The 14,746-nt window shown below is 61.9% G+C and carries 16 protein-coding genes; 4 read left to right on the top strand and 12 right to left on the bottom strand.

Annotation, left to right across the window (positions count from 1 at the left end):
* Positions 1-648 precede the first annotated feature (648 nt).
* The 5 genes from ACZ2GY_RS01865 to ACZ2GY_RS01845 all read right to left on the bottom strand — a co-directional run bounded on the left by ACZ2GY_RS01865 (position 649) and on the right by ACZ2GY_RS01845 (position 6,617).
* The gene (locus ACZ2GY_RS01865; RefSeq protein ID WP_471672817.1) at positions 649-4,218 is read right to left on the bottom strand and encodes an SIR2 family protein; all 3,570 of its coding nucleotides are present in this window, start codon (positions 4,216-4,218) and stop codon (positions 649-651) included.
* Positions 4,218-4,349: a hypothetical protein gene (locus ACZ2GY_RS01860; RefSeq protein WP_471672816.1), complete on the bottom strand. Its 132-nt coding sequence runs from the start codon at positions 4,347-4,349 to the stop codon at positions 4,218-4,220. Before ACZ2GY_RS01860 ends, ACZ2GY_RS01865 begins: the two co-directional genes overlap by 1 nt.
* A 144-nt stretch (positions 4,350-4,493) precedes the next feature.
* On the bottom strand, positions 4,494-4,778 hold the full coding sequence (locus tag ACZ2GY_RS01855) for a hypothetical protein (RefSeq protein WP_471672815.1): 285 nt from the start codon (positions 4,776-4,778) through the stop codon (positions 4,494-4,496).
* A 125-nt stretch (positions 4,779-4,903) separates the two neighbouring features.
* A complete protein-coding gene (locus tag ACZ2GY_RS01850; protein WP_471672814.1) occupies positions 4,904-5,569 on the bottom strand; it encodes a nucleoside/nucleotide kinase family protein in 666 nt (221 codons plus the stop codon).
* A gap of 667 nt (positions 5,570-6,236) precedes the next feature.
* Positions 6,237-6,617: a GNAT family N-acetyltransferase gene (locus ACZ2GY_RS01845; RefSeq protein ID WP_471673526.1), complete on the bottom strand. Its 381-nt coding sequence runs from the start codon at positions 6,615-6,617 to the stop codon at positions 6,237-6,239.
* Positions 6,618-6,845: 228 nt separating this feature from the next.
* On the opposite strand from ACZ2GY_RS01845, the gene ACZ2GY_RS01840 reads away from it, so the two are divergent.
* Positions 6,846-7,271, top strand: coding sequence for a hypothetical protein (locus tag ACZ2GY_RS01840; protein WP_471672813.1), 426 nt, complete (start codon positions 6,846-6,848; stop codon positions 7,269-7,271).
* A gap of 432 nt (positions 7,272-7,703) precedes the next feature.
* Here ACZ2GY_RS01840 and ACZ2GY_RS01835 read toward each other — a convergent pair whose 3' ends face one another.
* From ACZ2GY_RS01835 to ACZ2GY_RS01810, 6 genes are all read right to left on the bottom strand, one after another.
* Positions 7,704-8,000, bottom strand: coding sequence for a toxin-antitoxin system YwqK family antitoxin (locus ACZ2GY_RS01835; RefSeq protein ID WP_346027936.1), 297 nt, complete (start codon positions 7,998-8,000; stop codon positions 7,704-7,706).
* A 45-nt stretch (positions 8,001-8,045) separates the two neighbouring features.
* Positions 8,046-8,609 (bottom strand): dihydrofolate reductase family protein, encoded by a 564-nt coding sequence (locus tag ACZ2GY_RS01830; protein WP_471673525.1) that lies wholly within the window; start codon positions 8,607-8,609, stop codon positions 8,046-8,048.
* 29 nt (positions 8,610-8,638) lie between these two features.
* Positions 8,639-9,472 (bottom strand): alpha/beta fold hydrolase, encoded by an 834-nt coding sequence (locus tag ACZ2GY_RS01825; RefSeq protein WP_471672812.1) that lies wholly within the window; start codon positions 9,470-9,472, stop codon positions 8,639-8,641.
* Between the two features lie 47 nt (positions 9,473-9,519).
* Positions 9,520-10,395, bottom strand: a complete 876-nt coding sequence (locus ACZ2GY_RS01820) for a class I SAM-dependent methyltransferase (RefSeq protein WP_346027933.1) — start codon at positions 10,393-10,395, stop codon at positions 9,520-9,522.
* 89 nt (positions 10,396-10,484) lie between these two features.
* Positions 10,485-11,201, bottom strand: a complete 717-nt coding sequence (locus tag ACZ2GY_RS01815) for a VldE C-terminal domain-containing protein (protein WP_471672811.1) — start codon at positions 11,199-11,201, stop codon at positions 10,485-10,487.
* A gap of 107 nt (positions 11,202-11,308) precedes the next feature.
* The gene (locus ACZ2GY_RS01810; RefSeq protein ID WP_471672810.1) at positions 11,309-11,761 is read right to left on the bottom strand and encodes a hypothetical protein; all 453 of its coding nucleotides are present in this window, start codon (positions 11,759-11,761) and stop codon (positions 11,309-11,311) included.
* Positions 11,762-11,908: 147 nt separating this feature from the next.
* On the opposite strand from ACZ2GY_RS01810, the gene ACZ2GY_RS01805 reads away from it, so the two are divergent.
* Positions 11,909-12,700 (top strand): tryptophan-rich sensory protein, encoded by a 792-nt coding sequence (locus tag ACZ2GY_RS01805; protein ID WP_471672809.1) that lies wholly within the window; start codon positions 11,909-11,911, stop codon positions 12,698-12,700.
* Between the two features lie 8 nt (positions 12,701-12,708).
* Here the strand turns inward: ACZ2GY_RS01805 and ACZ2GY_RS01800 are convergent, their stop codons facing one another.
* Positions 12,709-13,299: a YdeI/OmpD-associated family protein gene (locus ACZ2GY_RS01800; RefSeq protein ID WP_471672808.1), complete on the bottom strand. Its 591-nt coding sequence runs from the start codon at positions 13,297-13,299 to the stop codon at positions 12,709-12,711.
* Between the two features lie 68 nt (positions 13,300-13,367).
* Between ACZ2GY_RS01800 and ACZ2GY_RS01795 the strand changes: the two genes are divergently transcribed.
* Both ACZ2GY_RS01795 and ACZ2GY_RS01790 read left to right on the top strand, forming a co-directional pair.
* Positions 13,368-14,060 (top strand): VOC family protein, encoded by a 693-nt coding sequence (locus tag ACZ2GY_RS01795; protein WP_471672807.1) that lies wholly within the window; start codon positions 13,368-13,370, stop codon positions 14,058-14,060.
* Positions 14,061-14,141: 81 nt separating this feature from the next.
* Positions 14,142-14,681, top strand: a complete 540-nt coding sequence (locus ACZ2GY_RS01790) for an NUDIX hydrolase family protein (protein WP_056546148.1) — start codon at positions 14,142-14,144, stop codon at positions 14,679-14,681.
* Positions 14,682-14,746 lie beyond the last annotated feature (65 nt).

Here is a 14,746-nt window from a genome sequence, read left to right as displayed (position 1 = left end):
TGGGCTCCGATCAGACTGACATAGTCAACGAGGACTACGGGGTCCCCGGGGAGATGAGCCCTCGAACAAGTCGATGTTCAAGACGGCAGTAGGCGCAGCGATACGACCAACATCGGTCGACGCGCCCGAGGGGCGGCTTGGCTGGGGAAGGTCACTGGACCATCGCCCGAGAAAACCTCGCGGACGTCGCTGAGGCCATCGCCATACGCGATGGAAGCGTTGACATTGAAATGCACTACAGCGAAGCAGAGAAGTGCGACCTACGGTGCAGGAGGGCTGAGGGAGACGATTGCACATGCTCGTGCGAAGGGAAGCACCATGGCAAAGCTCAGCACGCATCGTGGATAGAAGTAGGAGAGAGCACTCTTGTACGGGGCGCTGGTACAAGAGTCGTCACGCGCCAGCTCACCGGGGATCAAGCTCGAAAGGACCGGGACCAACGCCTCGTTGCGTGGGTGCGTGCGCAAGGGTGGTCAACTAGCTGAGCGCCAGAAACCGCCGGTACAGCTTTGTGATGGCAGCAGTGAGACGCTGAGGTCGGATGGCAGACGGCCAGTCACCGCGCTCCGGACCACCACCGCGTGGCCCGATATCGCGTCGAGCAGCAGAGCTCCTCCAGAGGTCGAGATTCCACTGCTCGAGGTCGTTTCATTTCGCAGCATCCAGAAACCCCCCCTCCGTCGCTGCGTCAACCAGTGGCTGGGCAACGGAGTCGCTGACCGCTCCTTGTATCGTCTCGACCAGTTTCTGCGCGCGGTACCTCAACATGTGGTCTGAGCCGGTCGTGCTTCGGACCCGCTCCGCAAAGAAAGCAACGAGCTCAGGGCCATAGGCGGCGAGGACGTCATTCGGCAAATCCGGGTTGAAGAACCTCTCGCCGAGGCCGATGCTGTGCCCGCCGAGAAGCGTCGCAGCGGCAGGGACGAACTCACCGACGGCGGGGACTACGTCCGCCCAGCGTGCAAGCTCTTCGGCGGATGCGACCCGAGGCTGCCCGCTAAGGCGGCGTTCCAGATGTTTTCCGAGCCACCGTCGCCACACCTCGGCGCCGTCGACGCCGTCTTCACGAAGGAACCGGGCCACTGCTTCAGCGAAGCCGGCGGCATGCGAGCCGTTTGATGCGAGCACTGTCTGGTCAAGCAGGCGCCTTCGATCGGTACTCGTGATGCCCGCGTATGACACCACGGAGGTTATGAACCCCAGAAAAATGTGATGCAGGGTTCCGTCTTGCAACTCGTCGAGACGGCTGAGCTCGGCGACCATGCCGTCGAAGAGGCCGGCTGCGAGGATCCGGTCATTCCACCTGGGATGGTGCAGGAAGGGGCTCCAGCCAAAGGCATGTCGCTGCGGATCGTTGAATAGCGGAAGCAGGTGCGCCGCCGCGAAGTTTGCGTCTGCGGCGAAGTAGAAGAACAGTTCTCCGGTAAGCGCGGGCTGAGTAGCGTCCAGTGCATCCTTGTTGCCGTTTAGTAACGCGACGAGCGCCTCCGACTCCTCGTCGCTGAGTCCAGTCCATTCCTCACGCGAGTGTCTCCAGCGACGATCGACTTCACTGCCCCAATATTGGGCCAGGAACCCCGGCCATGAGTTCAGGTAAAGCGGCGCGAACGACAGGGGGGTCGAGTCTTCTCGGTGCGTGAATCCTGTGCCCTGCTCTCGCCAGAGTGCTCGCGCCAGCTCACGCATGGATGCGAGCAGCGGCGATTCATCTGCGTCGATCTGCTGTCGAATCTGATCAAGCAGGAAACGCCCGATCGCATCGGCGGAGTCCTTGTCCGGCAGCAGTGTGTTGACGCGCTGGACAGCCCCGAGCCCTGAATCTCCTAGGTGGGCTTTGCCCCAGCCTTCGACGATCGCGCGCCACAGGTCGACCTGCTTTTCATCAAGGCCGTCGTGACCGAGCACGGCGTCCCAGAGCAGCACGCCAAGATCCGGGCGTCGCTCAGCGGCCTGCTGCACGAGCCCGAGTGCATCTCGCCATTCAGGCTGATCGAAGTGGCGTTCGGAGTAGTCGTGGGACAGCAGGTCATCGAGTGCAGCGTTGACGTTCTGAGCAAGCGCCTGAATGAATTCCTCGATGTCCATCGGCGGCTTCCCGCCCCAGGTTCCGCTTGTCATCCAGCTGTCGAAGTCTGGATGCTCTCGCACCCCGAAGTCAGGGTTCTCAGCTTGGGCGGCGTCGAACGCGGTTTGAGCCTCAGCCCAATCAGGATCGGCTTGCTTTAGCCATGCGAGCAAGTTGTAGATCGCATACCCGAAGTGGCGGTCACGATCGGGAATGTCCTCGGGGTAGTCGGGTCCAGCAGTGGCGGCGTCCAAAACCCGCTGCTTGAAGGACGGCGCCGCAGTACCGACGGCAGCCCCGAGAACCTGATAGGTCTCGTGCTTCAGATCGTCTGCATAGAGCCCAGTGCGATCAAGGAGCCACGAGAGCTTGTCGTTCGCACTTCTCGCCGGATCGACGGCCACCAGATGCAGGGCCAGTCGTTGCATAAGTGCGCGGTTGAGACTCCACCATCGATCCGGCAGGTCCGGCCAGACGGGCAGTGCCTTGATCCCGTATTCGCGGAGGCCGTCGATGACCGCATCGAGCGGCTCCCGCAGTTCGTCCTGGGCATGAGGCTCGATCGCAGATCGGTGATGCGCGAGCGGGTCCCAGCCTCGCTCGCCGTGGTAGGCGTCGAGCAGGTCGTACGCCGCGACGATAGCATCCTCCAAGACACCGCCGAGAGAGCGATCTCCGACGTCGGACTCCTGCACGACGAGCAGGACGTGCTGGGTCAGCGCGTAGTCCTCCGAGTTCCAGGTGATCTTCGCATCGGGGTGGATCGTGCGCTCTGCGGACTCGTCGACGAACCAGCGCCGCTCCAGCTTGAGGAACGGCCGCAGCGCTGTCCGCAGCACCGTGATGCTGGGTGCTGCCAGATCGGGCAGGAACGGTAAAAGGAAGTCAGTTCCGAGCGGCGCCGACTGTCCATGGATTGAGGTGGCGAGGAGTGCTTGCCACCGTTCTCCGGCAGCCGCATCCTGCTTCCTCAGGTCGCTGGTGACCCACGTGGCGGTCCGGTATAACGAGGCGGTCATTGACTGCCCGAGTCGTTGCAGGGTTTGAAGGGCTGCACCGTTCAGCGTCGTCGACTCGATGAAGGTTCTTGCGAACCAGTTGCCTAGAATCGCTGTCGCGTCCGGCACGTCCGGCGGCGAGAACAGGGCTTTGAACTCAGGGAGATCCTCCAGCCAGGTCAGCCATTCGAGTTTGGTTTCGTCGGGCAGTGATTCCGTCGCAATCGCGAAGTCGCGGGCGCCGTCTGTAGTCCGGAGACGATCACTGAGGTAGTCGCGGTCGGGCAGTGGGAGTGCGGTTCCGCCGCCGATGATCGCCTGCACGCGCGACTGGTGGTCGGTCTGCCCCATCTTGGCGCGGCCGGCCCACGCGGTAAGCGCGCCCACGAGCGCTCGATGATCGCGCCCGACCACCGGGTAGGTAATAGGTTGAATCCCCAGGTAGCCCCACTTGCTGTTCGAGGGGTCGCTCGTAAACGCGAACCGTTTAGAGGTCGCGGTGTTGCCGCTCGACGGCAGCCCGAGCGCGAGGTATCGCATGATCACGTCATCGTGGCTGTAGCCGATGAACACCACCGTGAATCGATCGAACATGGGGAGGAGGAACCGTGCTGCCCACGCATCGGTGATGTATGCATGGCCGAAGTCACGGTCGGTGAGGATCATCTCTTCCTTCGGGCGCCGTACTGAGCCGTGCAGGTGGACGAGCCCAGCGAAGTCACGCCCGAGGGGTAACGCCGGGGCGTACCAGGTATCCGGGACAGTGATCGACCCGCTACCTGCAGCAGACGCAAGGTGATCGTCGTAGTTGGTGGTCACCACACGGAATGCTCCTCCGATTCCCGCGAGCTCGACGATCGCACCATGAAGCGGATTGAATCTCGACTTCGGATTGGAAATCAGGGTGTGCGCGTGGTGATGCGCGTCAAATCCCTGTGGTAGCGACTCGAGCTGCCCAATGAAAAAGTCCAGTCCGCCGCGCTTCGAAAATGGGTGCGATGCCAGTAGTGCCAGCTTCTTCGCAAGGCTGTCAAATAGGGGAAGGTTCGAAGGCTTACCCAGCGAAGCCCCTGCACCGACGAAAAAGACGAGCTCGCCACGCTCGTGGGCGTCGAGGATCTCGTCGGGCAGTTCGACGTCGCCGGTTATCCACATCAGGCTGCGACCTCGGTGTCGTCGTTGAGCACGATCACCGACGCGCCTCGAGGGCGCCGTGGAGTATCTCGAATCAGCTCGCCGGGGGAGGCATGGTCCATGTCCCCTGTAATAGTCCGGATGAACGCCACGTTGTCTCCTCGTACCCTCTGGCTAAGCGCCCCAGTGTCGCTCGCTGACTACAAGTGTCCCGCAACCCAGCAACGGTGTGCCTCGATCGTCACACGTGGTGTCATCCTCATCGGCATGCCTGGCATTGAAAAGAGAATCACCCGCTACCCCAGCTCTACAGCCGTATCGGCTTCGCCCATGAATATCGGCCATTCACACCCGCTGAACTCACCGCCGTCCTCACTCAACGGCTCCCGGCCAGCAACACAACAACCGACCCTCTCGCTTACATCACCGCGATCGCGACCATCGACCGCATCACCGGCGGGACCTTCCGCCTCGTCGACCGGCTCATCATTCAAATCGAACGCGTCTAGGCCCTCAACAACCTCGACGCCCTCACACTCGATGTTGTCGACGCTACTCGCGAGGCACTCCTCATCGGCCATTAACCGCGGCGGAAACCGCGCCATCTACCACTGCGACTCACAATCCCGGCGTGTACCTCACGACCACGGACCAATCGGAGTTGTCCAGTCAAAGGATCCCTCAGCGCGCAGCTCTCGGGCGTGGTCTAACTCGTCCGCCTGTAGGACGCCCGATCCAGTGAGATGGTTGTTGGTTTTTGAGGATCAGTGTTGTCAACAACGAGCGTCGCCCGCACAGCCGGGTCGCACTGGGCCATGTAGAGCTTCTGACCGCCGACATACCGGTGCATCGCTGGATGGGAAGGGTCTGCCGGAGACCCATCTCGGACGGCCATACGTTCCGCTGTTACTTGGAAGGGGACATCAAGGAAGACGGAGTAGTTCCAACTGGTTCGCAATTCGTCCCGGTTGAGGAACATGCCGTCGACGATGACGATGCTCCCAGCGGGCGCGAGCTGCGCGGGTGGTTCGATCAACTGGTCGGAGTCAAGGTCATGGCTGGCCGGCCGGAACCATCCCGAGCCCTGATTGGACAGCGGTTGGAGCACGAAAGCATGTAGACGCTGGTAATCGTATGAGTCGAGCCAGAATCCTTCAGGGGAGGAACGACCACGCTGGTATCTGATCTCGCGTGGCTGATGGAAGTTGTCTAAACCGATGCGTATGACGTGCTTCCCAGCGGCGCCCATATGCTCAGCTAGGGCGTCAGCGAACATCGTCTTCCCGGACCCATCGACACCATCGATTCCAAGCAGGATGCGTTTGGAGTCCTCGTGGCGAATAGCTGCAGCGTGCGCGATTTCAGCTAGCACCGCGTCACGGTCGGGTGGGCGCCTCGAAATTGTTCCCATATCTCGAGCGTAGCGACAGACAACCCCACCAAGTTCGCGAATTCTTTCTCCAGTGTTCGATCCCCCACCGCACGAGCGGTGGATTAGGTCTCATTCACTGCGATGTTGCCGTCGACAATGCAAGTGAGGCGCCAATGGTGATCACTTGCCGTCCAGGCGTTTCCCTGAACCGACGCCATTCGGAGCCAGTCCACCATCGTTTGCAAATACCCGTTCGTTAGCGCATCCCGCACCTCTTGGCGCAACGGAGAGGGCACTGCATGGTGAATTATGCGAAGCGGCTTAGAGCCCCGATCCTCGATCCCGAAGTAATTGGCGCGAGCATCGGAGAACCAATCAGCCGTCAGCAGATACAACGGTTCTGCCGGTTTCGTGTCGAGCCAGCTCAATGACAGCGTTCACACTTTCACATTCTGGCGCCGAAGTCCCACCAGAAAGTCTTTTTGTCCAAGCGGATACGACCACCCACGCGGGGGACGGTCACGACTGTAGTCGGACCACGGCTCGTCTGATTCCATCCCCGTAGCTTATGCACCCCTACAGACGCGACGGCGATCAATTCCTAGCGATCCCTCACCGGGCGCTTCGAGCTGGACTCCTGCGACAGGTCGACGTTGAGGTTTGCCGGTCAGTTCAGCGGTTTTGAGTAGTAGTCGGATGTTTCGGTTGCGGTTTTGGTGCTGCCGTCATCGTCGGTGTACTCGTAGGTGATGGATGCCGATTCCCCGATCGGCCGGTATCCAAGGCGCATGTATAGGTCCCGTGCGCCGGCGTTGTCTGTACCGACTCCGAGGTAGATGTGATTGAAGCCTGCGTCCCGAGCCTTCGTCTCGAGCCATTCGCATAAAGCGGTTCCTACGCCTTGACTTCTTCTAGCGGGGTTCACGAAGAGATTCTTTATTTCCGGCGGGTAATCAGCGTTCAAATCCAAGACCACAGTTCCCAGCGGCACGACTCCTTCCCAAGCTGCGGCGAAAAACACTCGTCCTTCACGTTGACGTTGCAGCATGGTTCGGGCGATGCCCGCGCCGGGTGGTTCCTCCCGCGTAAAGATTGCGAGATCCTGGTCAGTGCACTGACGTATGACGAGTGGGAAATCCATTTCCCTAGACTGCCGGATCTTCGGTGAATAGACGAGAGTGGGCATCCTGACCTCGCCTGTCCTGCCAGAGATCCTGGGGCGGCACGGGCGGTTGAGTCCTACAAAGTGTCGGCGTCGGTTTGCGAAACTGTCACCATGACCATCGATATGAGAGCCATGCTCAGGCGCGTCGTTCAGGACGTTTACCATGAGCATTTTGTGACGGCAGATGTAAACTCCGATCACGAAATCTGGCCCTACAACTCCCTCGTGAACAGCCGCATGAGCGAGGGACGCTCAGTCATCATCGGAGCCGATGGCGGAGCATTCATGGTCGCCTACGTTCCCGAGCTGGACGTGCAGACCATGGTTTTCGATGAAGAGGACGCTGAGGAGGACGCCGAAGAATACCGAGAAAAAGCCTTACGGGAGCTCTGTCTCGCGATGCTCGTGTACCTCGAGGGAGGAGGCAGAATCAGTGAGCGGCGAAGCTTGCTGGGGCGCGGCGTGGTCCGCAAGCTGATCATCGATGCGGATGGAACGAGGTGGCGCCTCGGTCGAAACTGCTGGGGCAGACGCTAGTTGCAGCAGCGAAGTGCTGACGGAGTGAATCGTCTCATGTTCGACGGCGTCGGTCGCCCCTCTGTCGGCCGCAAGGGATTGGTAGTAGCTTCCGGCGCACCAACCAGCGTTTAGTGAGAAATCCCTTCAACGGGGCTAATGCGCATCCCTCAGCGAACACTCTTCGCGTTTAGCTTCTGGGGTTCTTGTTGCGATGGAGCCGGACCGTGGCGATAGCCAGCAGGATTGCGCCAGTCGCACCAATACCGCCACCGAGAATGAGCAAAAGCCCAGGGAGGATAGGCACCGAATTTGGGTGAAGCATCCTTGAGTACAGCATCAAAGCGAACATAGCCGCCACAAGGGTCGCTCCAATAGCCATGATGATCATGCCGATCAGCCTTAGATCCTTCATTTCCCCCTTAATTTTCGGATCGTACCTTCCTTGCAGCGTTACCCGCTTCTTGAATCCCGCCCAAAGTCCTGGTCTGGCAGCTTTGCACTGACTTGGCCCCGATCAGTCACCTTGTATGGCTTGCCGTCTTTGTCATATGTGGTCCATTGCCCCACCGGCTCGCCGGCGTCGAAATATCCAGACCGTTTTACGGTGCCATCTATTCGGTACCACTCCCAGTAGCCGACCGGATTCCCATTCTCGATGCGTCCCTTCGACCACCGGGTAGTACCGTTCGCGTGGTACTTGACGGTGTAACCATCGATGACTTCAGACTTCTTCGCGTTTGCAGCCATCCGCCTACTCTATGCCCGGGAAATTTCACAAACGGGAACAGGCGTTCAGCGTCTGGTCTCGTACCTGGCCACGACCACATCATTGGGGAACGTCCGGATTTCTACCAGGCTTAGGTTCACCCAGTTGTCCAGGGCCGTGAAGAACGGCGTGCCGCCGCCCACCAACACGGGATGGGTGACGAGTACATACTCGTCGATTAGGCCTGCCCGCATGGCCGCCGATGCGAGGGTGGCGCCGCCGATGTCCATGCGGCCGCGGTCGTCGGCTTTGAGCCGGGTGATCTCGGCAACCGCGTCGCCGGTAACCAAGCGGGCGTTCCAGTCAACCGTGCTGATTGTCGAGGAGAACACCACTTTCGGCATTTCCCGCCAGCGGCCCGCATACTCAATCTGCGCCGGTGTTGCGCCTGGCTGCTGGTCCGCCGTCGGCCAGTGTGAGCTCATCGTCTCCCACAGTTTGCGCCCGTACAGCGCCAAATCCGTCGACACCACGCGGTCGGACCACCATTGGAACAGCTCGTCGCTCGAAACACCCCAGCCGAGCCCGTCACCCGGCGCAGCGATATAGCCGTCCAGGCTCAGATTCATGGCGAAGGTCAGGTTGCGCATGGCATCGGTCTTCCCGGGACGGGCATCCATCAGCGCGCCCTTTCTCGCACCAACTCTGCGATGAGGGCGGGCTTCTCGAGGCCGGGCAGGTGTGCCACCTCGGGTAAGACCTGTACGGCCCCTTGCCCGATCCGGCGTGCTGTCTCCTCGTAGAACGGCACATCACAGGGCAGATCGAGATCACCCCAGGTGCACAGCACCGGCACGCTCACCTCACCAAGTCGGGTCCAGGCATCAGTACCGTGGCTGCCGGCTGAGTCTGGCGCAGCGACCGCGAGAATCTTCCGGTTCATCGCATTGAAGAGGTCCCGGGCTTCACCCGCGACTCGGCCTTCTGCGGCCCTTGGCCCATCCAGCCAGAGATGAGCAAGCGCACGAATCCTGTCGTCATCTGTCGCCTTGGGGTCATCTGCGCGCGCCATGAGCGGTCCGGACGCGTCATCCGGCTGCCAGTCAAACGGAGTGTCCTCGTCGGTCATGCCAGACACCGCAGCACCGATGAGTACCAGTCCCTTGACTCGATCAGGGTGCATCAGCGCAGTATCGAGCGCGACTGCCCCACCCATCGAGTTGCCAACGAGGAGGACTCGCTCGAGGCCCAGATTGTCGATGATAGTGAGCAGGTCCTCAACGTGTGTAAATGACGAAGACTCTGCAGCGGCCGGGGTGTCACCATAACCCCTCCGATCATATGCGACGAGGTCGAAACCATCTCCCTGGAGCTCAGCCGCAACCGCGATCCAGGAACGTCTATCCGCTACTCCAGCGTGTAAGAAGACGATTGCAGGTCCCGGGGCTTGCCACCGGCTCACAGCGAGCTGACTGCCATCCGAAGCCTCGACCAGGAGGTGCTGGGGATTCATGGGCCCAAACTTACTTCAAACATGAGGCGATCGTCAGGGGTTCATGTTCACAGCGGCGGTTCACCGGGCTGGGGTGGCGTTGCGTCGTCGTCGGCTTTCGACAACGTGAATATCCCATAGCGCATCGCGCCGGTGCGGTAGGCCAGGATCAGACGCGGGATGCTTAGAACGAAGATGCGATTGCGCGCTCTGAAAGCGAGGCGCCGGGTGTCACGGTCGAGGAGCAAGGCCTTCACAAGTCGACGGGCGCAAATCGTCCAGGTGCGCGCAACCCGGCCGCTGACATCCTCATAGTCAGTGACCACGAAACCCGCCGCCATTGCCATCGCCTCATACTCCTCGCGAGTGCCCATCGAGGGCAAGCGTCCCTCGCGGCAAATCGGCTCGAGCAGGTGCCGAACCTTCCAACCGCTTGCATCTGTCTCCGCGAGCCACGCGCAGACGACCAAGCGGCCGCCAGGCGCCAGCACGCGATGCGCCTCGGCGAAAAACCGGGGCTTGTCGACCATGTGCTCGCTCGACTCGATCGCCCATGCGGCATGGGCCGAGGCGTCGCTCAGCTCGTTGTCGAGCCAGTCGCGAACTTGAATGTCCACGTTGGGTTCGGGATGCTCGGCAGCGTAGTGGGCCTGTTCAGCGGAGAGGGTGAAGCCGGTGACGTGAACCTTACGTGTCTCAGCGAGCTGCCGAGCGGTGGAACCATAGCCGCAGCCGATATCAACGCATTCGTCGCCAGGCGTCAAGTTCAGTCGATCGCCGACCGTCTCAGCCAGTGCGACGACGGCCTCGGCGGGTGTCTCACGACCCGTCGCCCAGAGCCCATGATGGACATGATCGCCCCATACGTGCCGGTAAACCGGATCGAGCTCGTCGTAGTGATCGGCGACTGCCACGGCGTTTTGAACGGTGTTGGGAAGGATCACGCGATCACACTACAGCGCTGATTCGTCCCATCGGAAGGTCTCACGGTGTCCGGCGGCATCAACCGTCCTCTGAAGCAACCGCTGGAGGTTCAGTCAGTCCCTCCACGCAGCACGTCGACATGCACATGATCGAGGTGGCGCAGGATCTCGTTGCTCGGGTCAGGTGCGTCGTAGTCGTGCCATCCACCGCGAGCCAGGTGCGCGCTCCAGAACCGATCGTCGAAGATGACGTACTGAATGTCGAACTCTTCGGCATGAGCCACAAGCCAATGGGCCAGAATCCACCCTTCGCGCCGGTTTTCCTCGGTCACCGGACGGAAGAAGACGTCAATGGCGCGTCCGTCATAGTGGGTCGAGTCAGCTCCGTGCCCCTGACCGACACCTCCCGGAGCAAACCCGCCTAGGCTCTGGTCACCGAACACCTCCATCATCGCCACGCGCAACTGCTCCGCGCGCGGCGTCAGCCCGGTGGCAGTCAACTGCTGTTCGGGCAGGTCGCTGGCCGCTGATCCGCGGCAGCTCAAGCTGGGACCGGCGTCCTCGAGCGGGCCCTCGGCCAGCCGCTGCAATACCGCCTCGTCAATGGTGGAAGTGTCCGGAGCGTCCATACCGCGAGCCAACAGCGCCACGGCCGTCGTCGCCAGCTGAGCCTCGTCACGGTTGAGTCCAACTTCTCCTTCCGAAGTCTCCACCGTGCATTCAGCGAGTCCCAGCAGAGAGCCGCCGCCCGCCTGCAAGCCGTCGACCAATCGGGGACCGAGGAACACCACCGAGGCGAGCAGCGCGAGCAACACAGCGCTGGTCACAGTGATCCTGCGTACGATGACGTGTGCCTTCCGGTGGATCGCGGAACTTCAGCGAAAGCGAACTTCAATGTGAAGACTTAACCGCCAGTCGAAGCTGATAGTTCCGGTCACGAGCCGACGGCGGAGTACTCCCCATTGAGTTCATCGGCAACGCGCTCAATGTCCCAGGTTGATGGCTCACCCGTTGCCACATCCGTCACGTCGACAACCATCCAGTTGGCGCCCCGAACCAATTGGACCGTGCCCTGATGCGAGTTACTCCAGATCTCATACGCTGTCTGGAGCGCAGCGGCATCCGAGTACAGGTCTACCTGCACATTCTCGGCGCACAGTCTCTGCTCCGAGGTCAGTTTGCCTTCATCTGCAGGCACAATCGGCCTGCCAGCCGGATCAGCTTCACACTGCAGCACTTCGTCGACCGCCGCGTAAGCGTCATCCATGGAACTGAAGGTCGCCAGACCGTCGTCGTCGCTTTGGTTCTGGCCTGAGCACGCTGTCAGGAGGACAGCGGCAAGGAGAGCCGTCGCTGCTGAGCCGGTGAGACGTCGTCGTTCTATCACTTTTGAACCCCCATATGCGTGTTGACAGCACTCTTCCACTAACCCGCCCACAGGTGAAGCCTTCGCGCGGCATCGAAACCGCAGACGCCCTTTCACTAGCCCGGCTGATGTGTCTATGGTGGAGATAAAGCGAGGAAGGGAGAACCGATGACTTCGGATCGGGTTCGGCAGACCGGCGTGACGGTTGCCTTTGTTCTGTGCATCATCGGCACCGCCATCGGTTCCGGCGCGTTCGGCGGCACACCGATCGACGAGGCCGCCGGCGGCGCACTCAGCTCAGACGCCACGCTCCTGGCACCGGCGGGCGCGGCGTTCAGCATCTGGAGCGTCATCTACGCAGGTTTGGGCGCGTACACCGTCTACCAGTGGTTCCCCTCGCAGCGCACCGCGCGCCGCCAGCGCCGCCTCGGCTGGTGGGTTGCCGTGTCGATGTTGCTCAACGCCGCGTGGATCCTGTCGATTCAGGCCGGCTTACTTGGTGGCAGCGTCCTGGTCATTCTCGCCCTGCTCGCAGTGTTGGCTGTTCTCTTCGCCATCTTCACCACCACAAAGCCCACCTCCACGATCGATGGAATCGTAACGGACGGCACGCTCGGACTCTACCTGGGCTGGGTCTGCGTGGCGGTCTGCGCGAACATCACCGCAGCTCTCGTCGCAGGGGGCTTCGGCGGCTTCGGCATCCCACCGGCGGCCTGGGCCGCAATCGTTCTCGCCGTCGTCGCCGGAATCGGCGTGCTCCTCGCATTTCGCGGCAGCGGACGCTTTGCGATTGCGGCTGCCATCTGTTGGGGGCTGGCCTGGATCGTGGTGGGGCGCACCTTCGGCGCGCCGGAATCGACGACGACGGCGGTTGCGGCAGGACTCGCGGCGGTCACCGTCATTCTCACAACCGTTGCGGTCAGGATTGCGCGGCGGTCACATCCGGCGACTGGCAGGTGACGCTAGCCTCAGGGCTTCCGCTTCTGCGGATAGGGCGCCTCGTGCCGTGCGAGCATGTCCACAAAGGCCTCGATTCTCTTCCTCCGCCCGGCCTCTGTCTTCAGCTGACCGAGCCGGAAGATGAGCGCATACCGGTTCTGGGAGGTGAGCACGTCGAACATCGCCTGCGCGTCCGGATTCGCCGCTATTGCGGCTGCAAGATCATCCGGCACGACGGCGGTGGCGGGCCCCGCATACGCGCGCTCCCACCGACCGTTTGCCTTGGCCCGTTCGACGGCGGCGCGACCCGCATCCCGCATCTTGCCTTCAGCTTCCAGCCGTTCAATGTGCCCTACATTTCGCAGCGACCAGATGCTCTGCGGCCCGCGAGGCGTGAATCGCTGGAAGCTGCTCTCGCCGTCGCGTTTTCTGGCCTGGCCGTCAATCCAACCGAAACACAACGCCTCGTCGAGGGCAGTAGCCCAGGTCAGGGTGGTCACCGCTCCACCCTTCTTGTGGAGGACCAGCCACACTCCCGACGACGACGCATGGTTCTCTTCCAGCCACACCCGCCAGCGCTGGGCATCGGGCAGGAGGAGTTCGGGCAGTTCAGCGGCCATGGGTTGAGAGTACTGGACGCCGTGTTGCGCTAGATTGCAAGCGGCACATCCAGGTGGAGGAGAAGTAAATGCTCAGGGTACGGCCCATCGTTTTCACCCCGAACTTCGACGCCTTCTCGGACCTGTTCACCGCTCTCGGATTGCGTCAGGTCGAGGATGCACCGGGTTGGCGGGTTTTCACCGCGGACGGTGGGCACGTTGCCCTGCACGTTGCACACCAGCCGTCAGTGAGCTTCAGCTTCGAGGTCGGGGCCGTCTCCGAGTTCGCCCGCCGTACCGCTGAAGCAGGGACAGCCGCCGTCGTTATTGACACTGCAGATGGGCCGGCAGCGCAGGTCACCGCAACGGACGGGCGGACGTTCCTCGCCTATGAGGCCGCGCTCCGCGGTACAGCGCCCGCGGAGGAAGGGCTGGCGGTTATGCCCATCTGGTTGGCGACGAACGTGGCAGCCGCCGCGAAGGTGTTCAGTGACATCGGCGCCCGAAAGCGGTTCAGCTCGGAGGAGGGGTCCCGGGTGGACTTCACGGCGAAGAACGGCGGTCTGATCGCGGTTCACGGAGCCGGCAAGGGCAGCACGGAGCTCGCCTTCGAGCTCTCCGGCGACGTGGAGATCCTGCAGCCGCGCATCCCCACCGCGACGATCCTGATCGATGAGAACTACGAGCGATCCCTGCGACTTCCCAACCCGGACGGCGGCGAGATCCGGGTCAAGCAGCGGCAGGAAGACCTCAACGACTACACCGGAAACACCGCTTCCTGAGCGTCCCCCGCTATTCAGCCATTGGCCGAAGTGCAGCGAGTCAGGGACGCCGCAGCCCTTCTCTGCTATAAAACAGAAGGTATGAACCTGCGCACCCCAGACCCCAACCCCGGATGGCTCAATGAGGATGACCTCTACGAAGCACGCCGCCGGCTGCCCATGGTCTATGTTGAGGCCATCCCGGTCCGATGCGATTCCCTCGGGTATGTCACCGAGGTGGGGTTGCTGCTGCAGGCCAATGACCAGGGCGAGATGGTGCGCACCTTCGTATCCGGCCGCGTGATGTACCGGGAGACTATTCGGGCCGCCCTGCTGCGGCACCTCGAGAAGGACCTCGGGCCCTTCGCGCTCCCCCAACTGCCGCCGTGCCCCACGCCGTTCACTGTTGCGGAGTATTTTCCCTCCCCTTCCGAGACCGGGTTGACCGATGACCGGCAGCACGCCGTCGCGTTGGCGTACCTCATTCCGGTCACCGGCGAATGCAACCCGCGGCAGGATGCCCTGGAACTGACGTGGCTGACGCCTGAGGAAGCTCTCAGCCCCGCAGTCAGCGCCGAGTTCTCCGGCGGACGCGACAGCCTCCTGCGCCAGGCGCTCGCCTACGCCGGTTGGGGCCGCTGAGGCGTTACCGTTTCTTTATCGACCGGTTCCGTTCGAACCGGGGCAACAGGTGCAGTGAGGCAGGA

The sequence above is a fragment of the Arthrobacter sp. KKT183 genome, assembly GCF_055657625.1.
The sequence above is the reverse complement of the archived record's forward strand: the minus strand, read 5'-3'. Positions and strand labels throughout refer to the sequence as shown.